Here is an 18,418-nt window from a genome sequence, read left to right on the forward strand (position 1 = left end):
TCATTCCACCATAATGCTATCCGGCATTTTGTCCACAGGAGGCACGCACAATCAGCGTTCCGCCCAGCTGTAAATGACGCGGTGCGTCGTCGGGGTATTGCAGCCGGGTAAGCATGGCGAAAATGGCGCTGCGTGCTATTTCTTCGAACGGCTGCTTCCAGGTCGTAAGGGGGATACCCATCAGGGCCGAGTATTCATTATTATCAAATCCGACGACGTTAACGCTATGCCCGCTCTGGCTGCAGGCCGCCAGCAGCTTCATGGCGGTAAAATCGTTAGCGCAGACCACATCGGTCATCCCGGCGCTGAGCAGGTCGAGCAAGAAGGCGCGGTCGTTAAGATCGCCGGCATGTTGCCAATCGGGCAGCGGCGCGATGCCGCTTTCCAGCAGCGCCAGCTGATAGCCCATACGCCGCATGGCAACGGTATTGGCTGAAAACTGCTCGCAGAGAAAGTCGATACGGCGCGGTTTGCTATTGAGCAGATGGCGCGTGACCATGGTTCCCGCGGCGATATTATCGATACCGACCAGATCCCACTGGCTGCGCGCCGGCCAGGCTTCAACGTCGCCGTCGAGCAGCACCACGCCAATGCCGTAATGCGCCAGCTTTTCCAGCATCAGCCTGTTGATTTCCGGTGCGGCGGGATGGAATTCTATCGGAATAAAAAACACGCCTTTTACGCCATTTTTCACGTAGCGTTCCACCACTTCGTCCATTTTACGGATCACCGCCTGACGGCTGGCGCCGTGACCAAGGGCAATCACGCCGTTCCACACCAGGCTGAAGTTGAACTGTTGCGAAAGAGAGGCGATGCAGCGGAAGATTTGTTCGAACAGAAAGCCGCTTTCATTCTCTTCCATACGCGGCGCGAGAATGCCCAGTGAAAGTTCATCTGCGGGCACCGCCAGCGAGGGGGTATCGGCAAAGGTCACGTAGTGCCCGGATCCCTGAGTGCTGCGGATTAAACCTTTATCGCGCAGGGCGCTGAGCGCTCGCGCCAGCGTCGGGCGAGAAACGGCATACTGCTGGCACAGGCTATTTTCCGTGGGTAAACGCTGCCCCTGACCATAAAGTCCGCTACGGATGCGTTGCTCAAGATCCTGTGAAATCTGCGCCAGTTTATTCGTTCTCGCCATAATGCCCTTTTATCCCGTTCAATCCGTATCCCCTTTTGGCAACGAACCTGCACCCGTATTTAGCGGGGAAAAGCCGCCTCACATTAAGGGAGCCGCTGGTTAAAATCAAGCTGGCTTAAATTGCAAATTTGTAAATTAAAATGCTAGGCAAATATTCATAATTAGTTATTTAAGATCCGGGTAGCTTTTTTCCTGAATGCTGCTGTCATATTTTGATGTTTCCTGTGATTAAGGTCACTTATTTCGCTTAATTAGCGGGGTTTTTTGGTCTCGTTTTTTCAAAATGTGATCAACTCCTAAAGAATTAGTAAAAATATTTCGTATGTTTTTGCTCGCTAAGTAATCTTTTTATTTTATAAATTTGATAAGTAAAGGCGTGCCGCGACTGCGGCGCCAACCCAGGTGAGGTATTGCGAATGGCGACATATCAGGAACTGGTTGAAACGGTACTGGCGGAAAACCGCGAAACGCTGCTGAAGGTCGATCCTCAGCAAATTGAGCAGCTAATGGATGAAATCTGTAAGGCGAAAACTATCCAGCTGTACGCCATGGGGCGCATGCAGCTTTCAGTGCGTGGTTTTGCCATGCGCCTGAAGCACATGGGTTTCGACAGCTATGTGGTTTATGACACCACCTCGCCTTATCTCGGTAAGGGCGATTTACTGATCGTTCACTGTGCGGTCACCAACGTCGAACTGAACATTATCAAACTGGCGAAGGAAGCGGGGGCGCGTATCGTTCTGCTGACCGCCCATCCGGAAAATCAGCACGGCCAGTATGCCGATCTGGCGGTACGGGTACCGGGACAGATTTTCGGCGGCGCAGAGGAAGTGGCCTCTATTCAGCCGATGTCGACCCTGCTGGAGCAGGCGCTGTTCCTGTTTACCGATATCGTCACGCTCAAACTGATTGAGAAATGCAATATCGATATGGCGGCGATGAAAGCCAGCCATACCAACCTTGAAGGTCTGCCGCATAAGTTTGCCTGAGGAGGCGCAGATGAAAGACGGTGACATCATACAGATTGCCCATCTGGTGGAAGACCTGGATGCGGCAATGCAGCATTACTATCAGGCGTTCGATATCGGCCCCTGGGATGTATATACCTACGGCCCACACAATATTCGTCACTCCGAGTATCGCGGCAAGCCGGCTGAGCACGTTTACCAGATAGCCGTCTGTTGGATTAACGGCGTGCAGATGGAGCTGATGCAGCCGGTATCGGGCTACAGCATCTACGACGAATATATCGAAAAGCACGGCTACGGCCTGCACCACATGAAGCTCTACTTTGCCGACTGTGAGAAAGCGCTGGAGCGTTATAAAGCCCGCGGTTACGAGGTGGTACAAAGCGGCAACATCGGCGATGACGTTTTTTACTATCTCGATACTGAACAACGTTTTCAGGGGGCAGTGATTGAGATCGGCAACGCCGGCGCTATCCCGCAGCCTGAACGTCGTTACCCTGCATAAAAAATAATAGCCCTGCCACAGGAGAAAATAATGAAAACCTCTCAGCGTTTTGCCCTCAGCCTGCTGCTGGGTACCGTGACCCTTTGCGCTTCGGCGCTGGCCACGGCAGCTGACCAGTACACCATGGTTGGCATTCCCAAGCTGCGTTCCGCCTGGTTTAACGACTATGAAACCGGTCTGAAAAAGGCGGCAAAAGATTTTGATATCGATGCTTACCAGCAAGCACCGGCTTCTGCCGATGAAGCCCAGCAGGTGCGCATTATTGAAGACAGTATTACCCAGGGCGCCAATGCGCTGCTGGTGGTGCCGAACAATGCCAGCTCAGTGGAGCCGGTATTTAAGCGCGCCCGTCAGCAAAAAATTGTGGTCATCACCCATGAATCGGTCGGACAGCCGGAAGCGGACTTCGACGTTGAAATGATCGAAAACCAGAAGTTTGGCCGCTACATGATGGATGAGTTTGCCAAACATGCCGGCGGTAAAGGCGAGTTCGCCATTTATGTCGGTTCGCTGACGGTACCGGCCCATAACGTCTGGGCGGACGCGGCGTTAAAAGAGATGAAAGAGAAGTATCCAAATATGAAAGTGGTTGCCGATCGTTTTCCGGTGAGTGAGGACCGCAACGCGGCACGCCAGAAAACTCTCGAACTGCTGTCGACTTACCCGGATCTGAAAGGCGTGCTGGCTTTCGGCAGCCAGGGCGGTCCCGGCGCGGCTCAGGCGCTGCGTGAGAAAGGGCTGGTCGGTAAGCTGACGGTTATCGGCACCACCTCGCCGAAAGAGAGCGCCTCCTTCCTGAAAGACGGTTCAATTACCGAATCGATCCTCTGGAGTCCGGGTGAAGCCTCTTACGCCATGTCTTACATCGCCAAAATGATCCTCGACGGCAAGCGCGATCAGATCAAACAGGGGCTGGAAATTCCGGGCCTCGGCAAACCGATGATCAACGGCGAGAACATCATTTTCGATAAGCCGCTGACGGTTACGAAAGAGAACTACAGCAAATATAACTTCTGATGTCTGGCGGGCGGGGTAACCCGCCCGTTTTGGTATGCTGTGCAACGGAGGAGTCCCATGCAATTTCTCGCCGCGAACAACGTCAGCAAGCGGTTCGGCGGGGTTACCGCCTTAGATAATGTCAGCTTCGACATCAGTGCCGGTGAGATTCATGGCCTGGTGGGCGAAAACGGCTGCGGTAAATCAACGCTGATGAAAATTATTGCCGGCGTGCTGGAGCGTGACAGCGGTAGCCTGACAATTAACGGCCAGCCGGTGGAAAAATACAGTCCGATGGCGGCGGTAGCCGCGGGCATCGGCATTATCTATCAGGACCTTTCGCTGTTTCCCAATCTGACGGTGCTGGAAAATATCTATATCAGTCAGATGCTGAATGATAAGAAAAAGCTGGTGCGTGAAGCCAGCTACCGCACCCGGGTTGAGGAAATTATCCAGCAACTGGGGATTTCACTCGATCTGGAAGCCATGGTTGAGGAGCTGCCGATTGCCAAACAGCAGCTGGTGGCGATTGCACGCGCGCTGGTTAACCAGTCGCGGCTGATCATTCTCGACGAACCTACCACTGCACTGACGCGCGCGGAAATCAACCGCCTGTTTGCGCTGCTGCGTCAGCTTAAAGCGCAAGGCATTGCCTTTATTTTTATCAGCCACAAGCTAAACGAACTGCTGGAAATCTGCGACCGGGTTACCATGATGCGCGACGGCCGTCTGATCGATACCGTCGCCACCGGGGCGCTGACCAGCAGTCAGATTGAGTCGATGATGCTGGGCTACGAGCTAACCTTTGCCGCCCGTGAGTCCCATGCCAGCGATGAGGTGCTGCTCAGCGTGCGCAATCTCAGCAAGCGCAACAGCTTTAAACAAATTAGCTTCGATTTGCACAAAGGCGAAGTACTGGGCATCGCTGGCCTGCTCGGCGCCGGGCGTACCGAACTGGCGATGGCGCTGTTTGGCATTGAACCGGCGCAGCAGGGGGACATAGTGCTGTCTGGCAAAGCGCTGAAGATTCGTCGCATTCAGGATGCCGTTAAAAATGGCATTGCCTACGTGCCTGAAGATCGGCTGGCGCAGGGGCTGGTGATGGAGCAGAGCATTGCCGCGAACGCGGCGGTTTGCACCCTTGACGATTACCTGACGCCGCTGCGGCTGATTAACGGCCATAAAATGCGCAGCATGGTCGAGCGAATGCTGAAGGGAATGCAGGTGAAATATGGCAGTCAGGATCTGCCGATTCGCATGCTATCCGGCGGCAATCAGCAGAAGGTGGTATTGGCTAAATGGCTGGCGATGAAGCCGAAAGTGCTGATCCTCGACAGTCCGACGGTTGGCATCGATGTCGGCGCCAAAAGCTATATCTACCAGACGGTAAAAGAGAAGGCGGCGGAAGGCATGGGGATTATCTTTATCTCCGACGAGCTGCCGGAGCTGCTGGCAAACTGCGATCGCATCGTGCTGATGCGCCGGGGCCGCTTTGGTCAGAGCTGGTCTGCCGAAGAGATCGACAATGACCGCTTGCAGCATGCGCTGGAAGCGCACTAGCGCAACACCGGGGGAGAATACCAATGGATATCGTTAAGCTGTTGAAGGCGCGTGAAACGCTGCTGCTGGTGCTGATTATCGTGCTATCTGTGGTCATTACCAGCCTTAATCCTACCTTTATGACCTTTGATAACCTGACCAGCCTGCTGAAATCATGGACCGTGCTGGGGATCTTCGCGCTGGGCGTGACGCTGATCCTGCTGTCCGGCGGCTTCGACGTTTCATTTACCGCCATCGCTCAGGTGGTGCAGTACGTGGTGGTGTTTTGGTTTTTGCAAATCGGGCTGGATAACGTCTGGCTGGCTATTTTGTGCAGCCTGGTGCTGGGGGCGCTGATGGGGCTGGTCAACGGCGTCATCATTTACTACTTCCGCATTACCGCCATTATCGTCACCATCGCCACCAACAGCCTGTTTTACGGCGCGCTTTACGTCGTGACCCAGGGCGACTTGATCTACGACATCCCGCCTTCTCTGCTGCGGCTGGCGGAGATTAAAGTGTTTACCATGCAGGCGGCCAACGGCGCGCTTTACGGCCTGAGCCTCGTCACCTGTATTTGGTTCGCGCTGGCGATTTTTCTGCACCTGTTTTTAAAACATACGGTGCTTGGGCGTAGCATCTATGCGGTTGGTGGCAACGCGCTCTCCGCCGAACGGGTGGGTTTTAATCTGCGGCGCAGCACGCTGTTTATTTATACCTTCGTTGGGGCGATCTCCGGCTTTGCCAGCATGATTCAGGTGTCGATCGTGCAGACGGTTATTCCCAACTCGATTGTTGGCTCGGAACTGCAGGTGATTGCCGCCGTGGTGCTCGGCGGCGCGTCGGTAACCGGCGGGCGCGGATCGGTCTTCGGCACCCTGCTGGGCGTGCTGCTGTTCGCCATTCTCAGCAACAGCCTGACGCTACTGAAGGTCTCGCCATATTATTACAATGTGTTTACCGGGCTGGTGATCCTGTTCAGCGTTACGCTGAACGCGCTGCAACTTTTGCGGCAGAAGCGCAGCCAGATCCGGGTGGTGGTAGAACAATGAGGAGCGGAACCATGAAAACCTATGCCCCGGCGAAGCTGCGCCTGTCTGCCATTTTTGCCGAGAATTTATCGCTGTACGTGGTGATGGCGGCGGTGTTTGCGCTGATGTTTGTGCTTAATGGCGAGAAGTTTATTCGCCCGCAAAACCTGATCTCAATGGCCTATCAGCTGCCGATCGTCGGTCTGCTGGCCATCGGTATGATGATTTCGATGCTTTCCGGCGGGATTAATCTTTCAATCATTTCCACCGCCAATCTTAACGGCATTATGATTGCGCTCTGCCTGCAGCATTTTTCCGGCGCAGGAATGCAGCACGCCGGCGGCGGCATCGTGGCGCTGGCCTTCGGCCTGGCTCTGCTTTCCAGCCTGCTGGTTGGCGCGCTAAATGGCCTGCTGATTTCTTTACTGAAGATCCCCGATATTCTGGTGACCCTCGGTACCATGACGCTGATTTCCGGCCTGAACGTGGTGCTGACGCGCGGCTATACGCTGTCGGGCTTTCCGGATAGCGTGCTGTTCATCGGCAACGGCGACCTGTTCGGTATTCCGGCGGCGCTGCTGCTGTTTATCGTCGCCAGCTTTGTTGCCTCAATCGTGCTTAATCGCACCCGTTTCGGCTTTAATTTATACATGATGGGTTCCAATGCCACCGCGGCGCAATATGCCAATATCAGCCTGGTGAAAACCAGCGTGATGCAGTACGTGTTCTCCTCGTGCTTTGCCGCGCTGACGTCGCTGGTGATGATTGGTCAGCTCAACTCGGTGAAAGCCAGCTATGCTGACTCCTATTTGCTGGTGGCGGTTCTGGCGGCCTTTCTCGGCAAAGTCAGCCCTTTTGGCGGCTTTGGCCGGGTTTCCGGGGTGGTGCTAGCGGTGATCATCTTGCAGCTTATCTCCAGCGGCCTTAACCTGATGCGCCTCGATCCGTTCATGATCACCGCGACATGGGGGGCGATAATTATTTTGATCATTGTCAGCCGCGGCCTGTTCTCACAGATCCGCCTGCGGTTGGGCAAAAAGGAGACGCAATCATGATGTTCGGCATCGATTTAGGCGGCACGAAAACCGAGGTTATCGCGCTGGATGAAAACGGCGTTGAGCACTTTCGTCAGCGCCAGCCGACGCCGCGTGATGACTACCGCGCCACCCTGCAGGGGATCGCCAGCCTGCTGGCGGAGGCTGAGCGCCATACCGGGGTGCAGGGCAGCATCGGCATCGGCATTCCCGGTACGATTTCAACCCTGACCGGCAAGGTCAAAAATGCTAACTCCACCTGGCTTAACGGTCAGCCGCTGCACCGCGATCTTGAACAGCTGGTAGGGCGTTCGGTATCCCTCGCCAACGACGCTAACTGCCTGGCAATTTCAGAAGCGACCGACGGCGCCGGCGCCGGCAGCAAGGTGGTGTTTGCGGTGATTATCGGCACTGGCTGCGGCGGCGGCGTCGCGCTGCGCGGCGGCGTGTTCGGCGGCGGTAACGGCGTGGCGGGGGAGTGGGGGCACAATCCGCTGCCCTGGCAGGATGCCGAAGAGCGCGCCTTTGCCCGCGACGTGCCATGCTACTGCGGTAAACGTGGCTGCAACGAGCTGTTTATTTCCGGCACCGGCTTTGAAACCACCTGGCAGCGTCTCGGCCAGCCGAAGCTAAAAGGCAGTGAGATTATGGCCCGCCTGGCGCAGGGCGATAAGCTGGCGGAGCAGGCGCTATCGCTGTATGAACAGCGGCTGGCAAAAGCGCTGGCCAACGTGGTTAACCTGCTGGATCCGGATGTCATTGTGCTGGGCGGCGGCATGAGCAACACCGACCGACTTTATCAGACGCTGCCCAATCTGATGAAAGAATGGGTTTTCGGCGGCGAGTGCGCAACGCCGGTGCGTAAAGCGCAGCACGGTGACTCCAGCGGCGTGCGCGGCGCTGCCTGGCTACCGAAGCTGGCGCTTTAGTCGGGAGTTGCTGAACTGATACCTTATTCGTATCACTCAAGTTGAAATTCTTCTGGCCGTCCTGAAGGTGAATACTGGCGGCAACCAACAGAAGGAGAGTGACTATGAAAATGCGTATGTTAGGCCAGCAAATGGCGGTTTCGCAGATCGGCTATGGTGCCATGGGACTTAGCGAGTTCTACGGCGCCAGCGATGAGCAGCAGGCTTTACGGGTGCTACAACGGGCGTTGGAAACCGGCGTCACCTTACTGGATACCGCCGACATCTATGGCCGTGGCCACAATGAGCGGCTGCTAGGCCACTTTCGCGCCCGGCTATCTGCGGGCGATCGTTCCCGGCTTAAGATCGCTACAAAATGCGGCATTGAACGCCCGGAAAACCAGCAGTATGCCCGGCGTATCAACAACCATCCAGATTATATCCGCCGCTGCTGCCATCAATCACTGCAGCGGCTTGGCGTTGAGCAAATCGATCTGTTTTATCTTCATCGTATTGATCCTGAAGCAGATATTGAAGTCAGTATGGCCTGTCTGGCACAGCTGGTAGGTGAAGGCAAAATTGCCCACGTTGGCCTGTCAGAAGCCTCAGCGGCGACGCTTAACAAAGCCCATCGCGTCTTTCCGATCACCGCGTTGCAAACGGAATATTCACTGTGGACGCGCGATATTGAAGTGGATGTTCTGCCGGAGGCAAGGCGGCTGGGGATAGGCGTGGTCGCCTATTCGCCGCTGGGGCGCGGATTTCTCACCGGCAATTACCGTCATCCTGACAATTTCAGCGCTGATGATTTTCGCCGCAGCAATCCGCGTTTTAGCGCGGAAAATATGCAAAAAAACGCGCGTCTGCTTGAGCTGCTAGAGGTTTTTACGCAAAAGTATCGCTGCACCTCAGGTCAGTTGGCGTTGGCATGGCTGCTGGCGCAGTATGACCATCTGGTGCCCATCCCCGGTACCCGCACTTTGCGCTACCTGGATGAAAACGCCAGTGCCGGCGATATCCTTCTGCAGGCGGCAGATTTGCTGGCGTTAAATCAACTTTTACGCGGCGTTGAAATCGCCGGCGAGCGATATACGGCAGAGGGTATGAAGGGGATAAATGCCTGAAAGCAGAAGCTGACAGTGCGGGATTTTTAGCGCAACATTCTTCCCGGGATGAGTTGAAGGATACACGTGGATGGTAAAAGCATGGCATAAAATGCCGTCGGTAAAGCAGCTGCAGTGCTTCTGCGCCGTCGTCGAGGAGCTGAACTTTCGCCGGGCGGCGGAGCGGTTAAATATGAGTCAGCCGCCGCTTACCCGTCAGATCCAATTGCTGGAGGCGCTACTCGGCTGTCCGCTGTTTTATCGCGATACGCGCCAGGTCAGTCTCACCGCCGCTGGAAAAATGCTGGCCGGGCGGGCCGCCGATCTGCTGCTGCAACTTTCCGCCTTGCGCGATGAACTAAGCGTGGCGGCACAGAGCGTGCGCATCGGCGTGACGCGCACCCTCGATTTCAGCCAGATTGCGCCGGTAAGTTCGGTGCTCGAGGAAAAAAAAGACGCGGTAGAAGTTAACGCTCACCAATTTTCTTCCCGCCAGCTGCTGGCGCGAATGGCGCAAGGCGAGCTGGACCTGGCGCTGATCGGCGAAAAACCGGCCGTTTGTCCGCCCGGACTGCGGTTTCTGCCGATCTGGCGCGAACCGCTGATGTTGGCGCTCCCGTCAGCGCATGGCGCTAGCCTGCAGCCGACGGTCAGCCTGACGGACGTCGCCGATCTGACGCTGTTCTGGTTTGCCCGCAGCGATAACCCGGCTTATTACGATAAGTGCGAGGGGGTGTTTAGTCAGCTCGCGACACCGCTGAAGCGTCAGCCGGAGCCAGCCGATACGCTGATGATGCTGTCGGCCATCGCTCAGGGCAATAATATGGCGCTGATCCCCCAGTCACTTTGCAAAATGACGCGTGATGGACTTTGTTACCGAACATTGGATGAAACCAGCAGCGCGCTGCTGAATATCGACATCTGGCTGGTCATGCAGCCTGATGAGCGTCGCCTGCCGGTGCTTGACGTAGCAGGTGCGTTGCAGGCAGTGGTGGCTTAACGCGCTGATTGCGAATGCCTTTTTTGATAGTTGATTCAAATCAAAATAGTTTTTGAAATATGAGTTAACCGGTAGACATCATTGCCTGTCTTTCTATATATGTAAATGAGATTTATTATCATTATTAGAGGGATCTAATTCATGTCATCACCGGTTTCTTTGCGGCATTTTGCGCTGTCCGTGCTGTCGCTTTTGGTAACCGACGCCGCGTCGGCCGCGCCAGTAATTACCCCGGAAAAAAGTAAAAATTACCAGGATACGATGGTCGTTAGCGTCAACCGTTCGGAAAGCAGCCTGTGGCAAAGCCCGGCAACCATTCAGGTTATTGACAACAGGGCGTTGCAAACCTCCACTAAATCCTCCCTCGCTGACGATCTGCAGGATATTCCCGGCGTGGAGGTGACCGATAATGCCCTGGCAGGGCGCAAGCAAATTCGAATTCGCGGCGAGGCCTCTTCAAGGGTGTTAATCCTGATAGACGGCCAGGAGGTCACTTATCAGCGGGCCGGGCAAAATTACGGCGTTGGCTTGCTAATAGATGAGTCGTCTCTGGAAAGAATTGAAGTCATTAAAGGGCCATACTCGGTCCTTTATGGCTCACGAGCAATTGGTGGCATCGTTAACTTCATTACTAAAAAGGGCGGAGATAAGCCGCTGGCCGGCGTGGTGAAAGCGGTCTACAACTCCGCCACCGCCGGCTGGGAAGAGTCCGGCGCCGCCTGGGGCAGCATTGGCCGTTTCGATTATCGTGTTAACGGCAGCTACTCCGATCAGGGTGACCGCGACACGCCGGATGGCCGGCTACCGAACACCCATTTTCGTAATAACGGCCAGGGCGTGTGGCTGGGCTATCATTTCGACCACCATAAATTTGGCCTGTCGCTGGACCGCTATAAGCTTTCCAGCCAGAGCTGGCTGGACAATTCACGGGGCGCTTTCGATGATTTCAGCGTTAAAATTCCCAAGCTGGAGCGGGAAAAAATTGGTCTGTTTTATGACTACCATGCTGATGGCGATGTGCTGAAAAAGATCCACATCGATGCTTATAGCCAGACAATCGAACGTAAATTTGAGAATCGGGTGGCAATAACCCAGCTGATTCCCAGCCCGATGATCAAAGCGCTTAGCGTTAAAAATCAAACGCATACTCACGATAAACAGTACACGCAGGGTCTGACTCTGCAATCTGATTTTGCCCTGCCGGCGCGTAATAACCTGGTGGTGGGCGCGCAATATCAGCGCGATAAAATCAGGCAAACCAGTCGCGTGCAAACCAGACAAACGGCGGCAACGGGTTTTTTTGATAACCTGAGCCGTACGCTTTCGCGTAATCAGTCCGAACAGCGTAGCGTTTCGCTATATGCGCAAAACGAATGGCGACTGGCAGATAATTGGGTCTGGTCTTTTGGCGCCCGTCAGTACTGGTTGTCATCCCGATTAACCGACGGCGATGCGCAAACCAGCCGCAACGGCGCACCCGGCCCGCGCATAGCCATGGCGAAAAGATCGACCAATGATAACCAGCTGGTAACCGCCACCAGCCTGCGCTACTCAGGCTTTGAAAACGTCGAACTGCGCGCAGCTTTTGCGCAGGGCTATGTATTTCCTACTTTAACCCAGCTGTTTATGCAGACCTCGGCGGGCGGAGGCATAACCTATCCTAATGCGACGCTGAAAGCGGAACGTTCGAATAATTATGAACTGGGTGCGCGTTATAACGGCAACCTGTGGCTGATTGACGGGGCTATGTATTATTCCGACGCCAAAGACTACATCGCCACGCGCTCCTGCTCGGGTGAAGCGCTCTGCGCCGGGAACTTCAGTTCATCACGCGGCGGATATTACTATTATGCCAACGTCGATCGCGCCAGTACCTGGGGACTGGAGCTGACGGCGGAATATAACGGCTGGGCGGTTTCACCTTATCTGAGCGGTAATATTCTGCGCCGCCAGTTCCAGGGCGCCGCCATCGATACCTGGAAAACCGGCGAGCCTCTGGCAACCGGGCGCATGGGGATCAGGCATACGCTGATACTGGATGCGCTAAACGTGACTTCCGATTTCTATCTGCGCGCCGCCGCCAGCGCCAAAGATAATACCGGTAAAAATGAGGTTCGCTATCCCGGCTGGGCAACGCTCAATCTTGCGTTTAATACCGAATTTGGCGCCGACGATCAGTATCAGGTGAATCTGGCGCTAAACAATCTGACCAACAAACGCTATCGCACTGCCCATGAGTCGATTCCCGCCGCAGGGTTTAATGCGGCGATTGGCCTCGTCTGGACGTTTTGATCATGACGTTGCTCAGGACGATATTGGGCCTGCTGATGCTGTGCTGCGCCGTTAACTCGCATGCAGCAGAGCGGCTGGTGGTAGCCGGCGGGTCGCTGGTCGAGTTGGTTTACGCCCTCGGCGCCGGATCTTCAGTGGTGGCGGTGGACCAGACAACGACCTTTCCGCCGCAAACCGTGCGCTTGCCCCATATCAGCAACTGGCAGCAGCTCAGCAGCGAAGGCATTTTATCGCTGCGCCCCGACTGCTTTATCACCTGGCAGGACGCCGGGCCGCCGCTGGTGTTAAAACAGCTGCGGGCTAAGGGGGTGAGCATACTGGCGCTGCCGCGCGTTCCGGCGACCGTGGAACAGCTGTACGCCAATATTCGCCAGCTTGCGCAGCGTCTGCATCGGGTGGCGAGCGGCGAAGCGCTCATAAGCCGCATCCGCCACAAGCTGACGCGCGCTATCGACGGCAGTCGGCGGCATACCACCCCGCTACGCGGCATATTTATCCTTGCGCCGGGCGGTGGTGCGCCAATGGTGGCGGGGCAGGGGAGCGTTGCCGATGCGATCCTGCAGCTTGCCGGCGTACGCAACCTTGCGCAGCACTGGCAGTACAAACGCTACAGCGCTGAAGCGCTGGCGGCGGCTAATCCTGATGTGATCATCGTTACCCGCGAAATGTATCAGGGTGGCCTTGCCCGCCTGCGCGCCATCGGCGGCATTACCTATACGGCCGCGTGGCGGCATAAACGTATTGTCGTTATCGATCAGTCGCTTATTTTAGGCATGGGGCCGCGCGTTGCCGATGCCGTGCACATATTGCATCGCCAACTCTGGCCCGGGCAAAAGGACCTGGAAAACTGATGACATTAGCCAAAGCTACGCTTGATTTAGCTGCGCATTTTGCCGATGAAACCGGACAGCCATTCAAAGATCGCGAGGCGAGAATGCCCTGGCGCAGCTCGCAGCCGCTGGCAAAAGAGGAGATCGACGCCCGCTGGCTGGCGCTGATTAGTCAACCCTCTGCGCCGCGTAAGCGGCTGGCGTATCTGCATATTCCGTTTTGCGCCACCCACTGCACGTTCTGCGGCTTTTATCAAAACCGCTATCAGCAGGATAGCTGTGAACGCTATGCCGATGCGCTGATACGTGAAATCGAACAGGAAGCGGACAGCGAGCTTCATCAGTCGGCGCCGGTTCATGCCGTCTACTTTGGCGGCGGCACGCCTTCGGCGCTGGCCGGTCGGGATTTGGCGCGCATTATAACCACGCTTCGCCAGCGGCTGCCGCTGGCGCCGGACTGTGAAATTACCGTGGAGGGGCGGGTGCAGGGTTTTGACGATAGCCGGATTGATGCCTGTCTTGACGCCGGGGCAAACCGTTTTTCCATTGGCATTCAGACCTTTGACAGCAAAATCCGCAAAAAGATGGCGCGTACTTCCGATGGTCCTGGCGCGAGGGCGTTTATGGCCGGACTGGTGCGGCGCGATCGCGCGGCGATAGTATGCGATTTACTGTTTGGATTGCCGGAGCAGAGTCGTGCATCCTGGCTGCAGGATCTGCATATTGCCCGCGATCTGGGTCTGGATGGCGTCGATCTTTACGCACTTAATTTGCTGCCGCAAACCCCCCTCGGCAAAGCCGCCGCCAGCGGGCGGGTCAGCATTCCCTCAGCCGCCAGCCGTCGCGATCTCTATCTGCAGGGCTGCGATTTTATGGCCGATGCCGGCTGGCAGTGCATCAGCAACAGCCACTGGGCGCGCACAACGCGTGAGCGCAACCTGTATAACCTGCTGATTAAGCAGGGCGCCGATTGCCTGGCCTTCGGTTCTGGCGCCGGAGGGTTGCTTAACGGCTATTCATGGATGGGGATACGTAATCTGGATGAATGGCACGCCGCCGTTGCCGCCGGAAAGAAGCCGCTAATGGCGATGATGCGTTCAGTAGATAACGGCCGGCGCTGGCAGCATAAGCTACAGGCCGGGGTAGAGGTGGCCCGTATTCCCCTTGACGAACTGACACCTCACGCCGGGCAGCTGGCGCCGCTGCTGCGCCAGTGGCACCGCGCTGGTCTTACTCAGGACGCATCTGCTTGCCTGCGGCTGACCAATGAAGGTCGCTTCTGGGCCTGCAATATTCTGCAATCACTGCAGACGCTGATTCAGACACTCAATACGCTGACGATAGAAAATAAATCATAAAGGAGATTTCAATGAGTCCTGCTTCATTACGGGCGTTTTTGGCAACGCCGCCGGACAGTACGCTGGAGGATGTATGAATAGCTGGCTTATTTTTGGCGCGGGGGGCAGCGGCGTCGGGGCGCTAACCGCAGATCTGGCGCTGATGGAGCGTCGTCATGTGGTTGCTTTAGTGCGTCAGCCTGACGCCGCCGCTCGCCTGCGGCAAAAAGGCGCGCAGGTGATTGACGGTGATGCCTGCGATCCTGAGGCGGTTGCGCTGGCTTGCGAGGCGGCGGGAAGTCAGGTGCTGGCCATTTCGACGATGGGCGGCGACAACAACTATTATGCCCATCGCACGGTGATCGATACGCTGGAGCAGGCCGGACTGTCACGCATGGTGCTGGTGACCTCGCTGGGCTGTGGCGACAGCTGGCCTTTTCTGTCGCCGCGGGCGAAAGCCGCATTCGGTCCGGCGGTGCGGGAAAAATCGCTGGCGGAAAGCTGGCTGCAAACCAGCGCCCTCGATTTTGCCATTTTGCGCCCCGGCGGTTTGCTTAATGGTCCGCCAACCGGCAGCGCGCAGCGTTATCAGCAGCGGGAGATTCACGGTCTGGTCAGGCGTGCCGACGTCGCTGCGCATATTTATCAGCTGGCGCAGCAGCCGGCGTTAAATTGCCAGGTTTACAGCCTGATCGATCCGCTGCTGAAATCCGGTTAAGCGCTTGCTGGCGAAGCCGTGATACCCGCCATGGTTTTTCGCCGTTTTTACGCCTATTTAGCAAATAACGGGAAAATTTTGGTAACAGGCTGCCGCTTGCATTTACATAATTTTTGATAATGAGTATGATTCTCATTCTTTTTACAGTGTCCCCGCTGCGGTTGCATCCCGGTGGGACCGATTAACCCCTGATGGAGTTCAGAATGAAATCTTTACTCAGTACGCGTAAAGCCGTAATGGCACTTGCGGTGGTAGCGGCTCTTAACCTTAGCGCTTGCCAGTCAACGGCAAAAACAGCAAAGGCGCCCGCTGCGGCTGCAACTGCCTCCGCGCCAGCGGCAACTCAGGTTTCCCAGCGCGTTCTGGGCGATGGTCTGTATGAAATGGTCTACGTGCCGCAAGCTCAGGCGCTGTTCGTTGCCGGCTCGGGTGGGTTTAAAAAAGAGGTTAATGGCGGGGTGATTTATCGTCTTGACCCAACCACGTTGGAAAGCAAAGGTGAAACCTATACCGACCTGAAGAACTTTGGTACGGCGATGGACCCTGATGGCAGCGTATTTTACACCACCAACACCTTAGACGGCGGTATCACTAAGGTCGATGCGCAGAGCGGTAAGGTGTTGCAGCGGCTGATGTTTAATCAGAAAAACGATAAGGGCAATCCGGTTGGCGCGCGTGAAATCCTGTGGCACAAGGGTAATCTTTACGTCGGCGGCGTGGACAATCCTGGCGTAATTTGGGTCGTGGATGCCAAAACCATGAAGCTGAAAACGCGCATTCACAACGCTGGAAAATGGGTCACAGGGATCATCTATTCTTCACTTAATGACCGTATCTACGCCGCTAACGGCAGCGGTACCATTCTGGTCATTAACCCGCGCACCAACAAAGTTGAAAAACGCTGGTCGGCGGGCGACGGCAAAGAGTATCTGTTCCTGAATATGGCAGAAGATCCGGCAACCGGTCGGCTGTTCGTGACGGATAACTCTAAAGCGAAAACCACCCTGGTGTTCGATGAGCACAGCGGCAAAGTCATCAAGCGTCTTGAAGGTGACGCGCTGGGTATTAAATTCAACGCTAAACGCAATGAGATTTATATCAGCCAGCGTGAGTCGAAAAAGGTGCTGCAGCTTGATGCCACCACCTACGCGGTCAAAAACAGCTGGTCGTTTGAAAACGCACCAAACAGCCTGCTGCTGTCTCCGGATGGTCAGACCCTGTATGTCAGCATTAAGCAGGGCTTCAATAAAGACCACTCAACGAAAGGCCCGGATAGCGTAGCGCGCATTGCGCTGAAGTAATCGCGCCTTTTGGCCTGACGGCCGTCGTCATGACGGCCTTTAACGCCGGAGGTTCAGCAATGAGCCGCAGGCGTTAACTTTTCTATGCGTTACAACCCGCAAACCGGCGCGGATGTCGTTTTCTTCAGGGGAGTCCGGGCAGGTCTTTCGCTTACTCCTCTTTTACTACCGTAACGCTAATCCCTTGCTTATTCAGGCTCTGCAAAATGTCCTCGCTTACCCCCTGATCGGTGATGATCAGGTCAATGTGCTGAGTATCAATAATTTTGTGCAGGCTTGAGCGATTAAACTTGCTGGAGTCGGTCACCACGATAATGCGCTCGGCGACTTCGCACATCCGGCGATTGATGCGCGCTTCATCTTCGTTGTGGGTACTCACTCCGCGCTCGGGATCGATAGCATCGACGCCGAGAAACAACATATCAAAATGGTAGTTCAGCAATGACTGCTCGGCTCTGTCGCCGTAAAAAGAGAGAGACTGGCGACGCAGGTGGCCGCCGGTCATCAGCAGCTCCACGCCTTCAGCCTCCAGCAGCGCGTTTGCCACGTTCATACCGTTGGTCATCGCAATAACGTCCTGATGATGGCGCAGTAGCCGGGCAATTTCACAGGTGGTGGTCCCCGAGTCGAGGATGACCCGATGGCCTGGCTCTATCAGTTCCGCTGCCGCACGCGCAATACTGCGCTTCAGCGTTATGTTGAGCGCGCTTTTATCCTCAACGGACGGTTCTGCGCCCGACATTATTCCCTCGCAAATTAACGCGCCGCCATAGGCGCGAACCGCAATTCCCTGTTTCTCCAGGAATGCCAGGTCATTGCGAATAGTCACCGTAGATACGCCAAACAAGGCGGAGAGATCGTTGACCTGGACGCTGCCCTGCTGACGCAGCCGCTGAATAATCTGTTCGCGTCTCTCGCTGGTGCCGATGACGCGTTTCTCCGCTGCGGAATCGGTGGTTTGCATAATCGCCTCTTACTAAAAACTTTCGTTTCATTTCGATTCACCTATTAAGGCTTTTCTTTTGACGGAAAGCAAGCCTTGCCGCCGCGATAAACGTGATATTGCTTGCAGTTGGGATCTTTCATTACGTTGCTTTTGTGAAACCGATCGGAAAATAGAATTCTTTCGTTTTGTTTTAAATACGCATGATTCACACTGTATGAAATAAAACGAAAGATAAATGCAATGGACGCTTAACGAATTACCCTTCATTTAGCCGTAACCAGTAAAGGATACAGAGAATGCCAAATATCGTTTTAAGTCGTATCGATGAACGGTTGGTCCATGGTCAGGTAGGTGTTCAATGGGTCGGGTTTGCCGGCGCAAACCTGGTTCTGGTCGCCAATGACCAGGTCGCCGCCGATCCGGTACAGCAGAATCTTATGGAGATGGTGCTGGCGGAAGGAATAGACGTTCGTTTCTGGCCGCTGCAAAAAGTTATCGACAACATTCATCGCGCCGCTGAGCGTCAGAAGATCCTGCTGGTCTGTAAGAATCCGGCTGACTTTCTCCGGCTGGTTGAAGGCGGCGTGCCGGTGACGCGCATTAATGTCGGCAACATGCATTACGCCGAGGGAAAACGGCAAATTGCCAAAACCGTGTCGCTGGATGCGGGCGATATCGCCGCTTTTCAGGGGCTGAAAGCGGCCAGCGTCGGCTGCTTTATCCAGGGCGTACCCACCGAACCGGCAGTCGATCTATTTAAACTACTCTGAGA

General features: G+C 55.5%; 17 protein-coding genes. 15 read left to right on the plus strand and 2 right to left on the minus strand.

All coding sequences use genetic code 11. From position 1 onward, the window contains the following. Positions 1-16 precede the first annotated feature (16 nt). Complete coding sequence (locus BTJ39_RS00660; protein ID WP_078000736.1) at positions 17-1,138, minus strand: GntR family transcriptional regulator; 1,122 nt, start codon at positions 1,136-1,138, stop codon at positions 17-19. A gap of 416 nt (positions 1,139-1,554) precedes the next feature. Between BTJ39_RS00660 and BTJ39_RS00665 the strand changes: the two genes are divergently transcribed. The 14 genes from BTJ39_RS00665 (at position 1,555) to BTJ39_RS00730 (ending at position 16,700) form a co-directional block, all read left to right on the plus strand. Then, on the plus strand, positions 1,555-2,127 hold the full coding sequence (locus BTJ39_RS00665; protein WP_078000737.1) for an SIS domain-containing protein: 573 nt from the start codon (positions 1,555-1,557) through the stop codon (positions 2,125-2,127). Positions 2,128-2,137: 10 nt separating this feature from the next. Further along, the gene (locus BTJ39_RS00670) at positions 2,138-2,611 is read left to right on the plus strand and encodes a VOC family protein (RefSeq protein ID WP_078000738.1); all 474 of its coding nucleotides are present in this window, start codon (positions 2,138-2,140) and stop codon (positions 2,609-2,611) included. 30 nt (positions 2,612-2,641) lie between these two features. Then, positions 2,642-3,628: an autoinducer 2 ABC transporter substrate-binding protein gene (locus BTJ39_RS00675; RefSeq protein WP_078000739.1), complete on the plus strand. Its 987-nt coding sequence runs from the start codon at positions 2,642-2,644 to the stop codon at positions 3,626-3,628. Positions 3,629-3,685: 57 nt separating this feature from the next. Then, the gene (locus BTJ39_RS00680; RefSeq protein ID WP_078000740.1) at positions 3,686-5,167 is read left to right on the plus strand and encodes a sugar ABC transporter ATP-binding protein; all 1,482 of its coding nucleotides are present in this window, start codon (positions 3,686-3,688) and stop codon (positions 5,165-5,167) included. A 23-nt stretch (positions 5,168-5,190) separates the two neighbouring features. Next, the gene (locus tag BTJ39_RS00685; protein ID WP_078000741.1) at positions 5,191-6,198 is read left to right on the plus strand and encodes an ABC transporter permease; all 1,008 of its coding nucleotides are present in this window, start codon (positions 5,191-5,193) and stop codon (positions 6,196-6,198) included. Between the two features lie 11 nt (positions 6,199-6,209). Further along, positions 6,210-7,232, plus strand: a complete 1,023-nt coding sequence (locus BTJ39_RS00690; protein ID WP_078000742.1) for an ABC transporter permease — start codon at positions 6,210-6,212, stop codon at positions 7,230-7,232. Then, positions 7,229-8,140, plus strand: coding sequence for a fructokinase (mak, locus tag BTJ39_RS00695; protein WP_078000743.1), 912 nt, complete (start codon positions 7,229-7,231; stop codon positions 8,138-8,140). Before BTJ39_RS00690 ends, mak begins: the two co-directional genes overlap by 4 nt. A 104-nt stretch (positions 8,141-8,244) precedes the next feature. Then, the gene (locus BTJ39_RS00700) at positions 8,245-9,243 is read left to right on the plus strand and encodes an aldo/keto reductase (protein WP_078000744.1); all 999 of its coding nucleotides are present in this window, start codon (positions 8,245-8,247) and stop codon (positions 9,241-9,243) included. 70 nt (positions 9,244-9,313) lie between these two features. Continuing rightward, positions 9,314-10,222 (plus strand): LysR family transcriptional regulator, encoded by a 909-nt coding sequence (locus tag BTJ39_RS00705; RefSeq protein WP_078000745.1) that lies wholly within the window; start codon positions 9,314-9,316, stop codon positions 10,220-10,222. A gap of 141 nt (positions 10,223-10,363) precedes the next feature. Continuing rightward, positions 10,364-12,514 carry a TonB-dependent receptor plug domain-containing protein gene (locus BTJ39_RS00710; protein WP_078000746.1) on the plus strand — a complete coding sequence of 717 codons (2,151 nt, stop codon included), beginning with the start codon at positions 10,364-10,366 and terminating at the stop codon, positions 12,512-12,514. Positions 12,515-12,516: 2 nt separating this feature from the next. After that, positions 12,517-13,365 (plus strand): heme/hemin ABC transporter substrate-binding protein, encoded by an 849-nt coding sequence (locus BTJ39_RS00715; RefSeq protein WP_096777664.1) that lies wholly within the window; start codon positions 12,517-12,519, stop codon positions 13,363-13,365. Continuing rightward, positions 13,365-14,702: a heme anaerobic degradation radical SAM methyltransferase ChuW/HutW gene (gene hutW, locus BTJ39_RS00720; protein WP_078000747.1), complete on the plus strand. Its 1,338-nt coding sequence runs from the start codon at positions 13,365-13,367 to the stop codon at positions 14,700-14,702. Before BTJ39_RS00715 ends, hutW begins: the two co-directional genes overlap by 1 nt. A 73-nt stretch (positions 14,703-14,775) precedes the next feature. Continuing rightward, positions 14,776-15,399, plus strand: a complete 624-nt coding sequence (locus BTJ39_RS00725) for an NAD(P)H-binding protein (RefSeq protein ID WP_078000748.1) — start codon at positions 14,776-14,778, stop codon at positions 15,397-15,399. 203 nt (positions 15,400-15,602) lie between these two features. After that, positions 15,603-16,700 (plus strand): YncE family protein, encoded by a 1,098-nt coding sequence (locus tag BTJ39_RS00730; protein ID WP_078000749.1) that lies wholly within the window; start codon positions 15,603-15,605, stop codon positions 16,698-16,700. A 151-nt stretch (positions 16,701-16,851) separates the two neighbouring features. Here the strand turns inward: BTJ39_RS00730 and BTJ39_RS00735 are convergent, their stop codons facing one another. After that, positions 16,852-17,664 carry a DeoR family transcriptional regulator gene (locus tag BTJ39_RS00735; protein ID WP_078000750.1) on the minus strand — a complete coding sequence of 271 codons (813 nt, stop codon included), beginning with the start codon at positions 17,662-17,664 and terminating at the stop codon, positions 16,852-16,854. 278 nt (positions 17,665-17,942) lie between these two features. Between BTJ39_RS00735 and agaV the strand changes: the two genes are divergently transcribed. Next, complete coding sequence (agaV, locus tag BTJ39_RS00740) at positions 17,943-18,416, plus strand: PTS N-acetylgalactosamine transporter subunit IIB (protein ID WP_078000751.1); 474 nt, start codon at positions 17,943-17,945, stop codon at positions 18,414-18,416. The last annotated feature ends 2 nt before the right edge of the window (positions 18,417-18,418 follow it).

Origin of the sequence: Izhakiella australiensis (assembly GCF_002006995.1) — a bacterium.
Taxonomy (GTDB): Bacteria; Pseudomonadota; Gammaproteobacteria; order Enterobacterales; family Enterobacteriaceae; genus Izhakiella; species Izhakiella australiensis.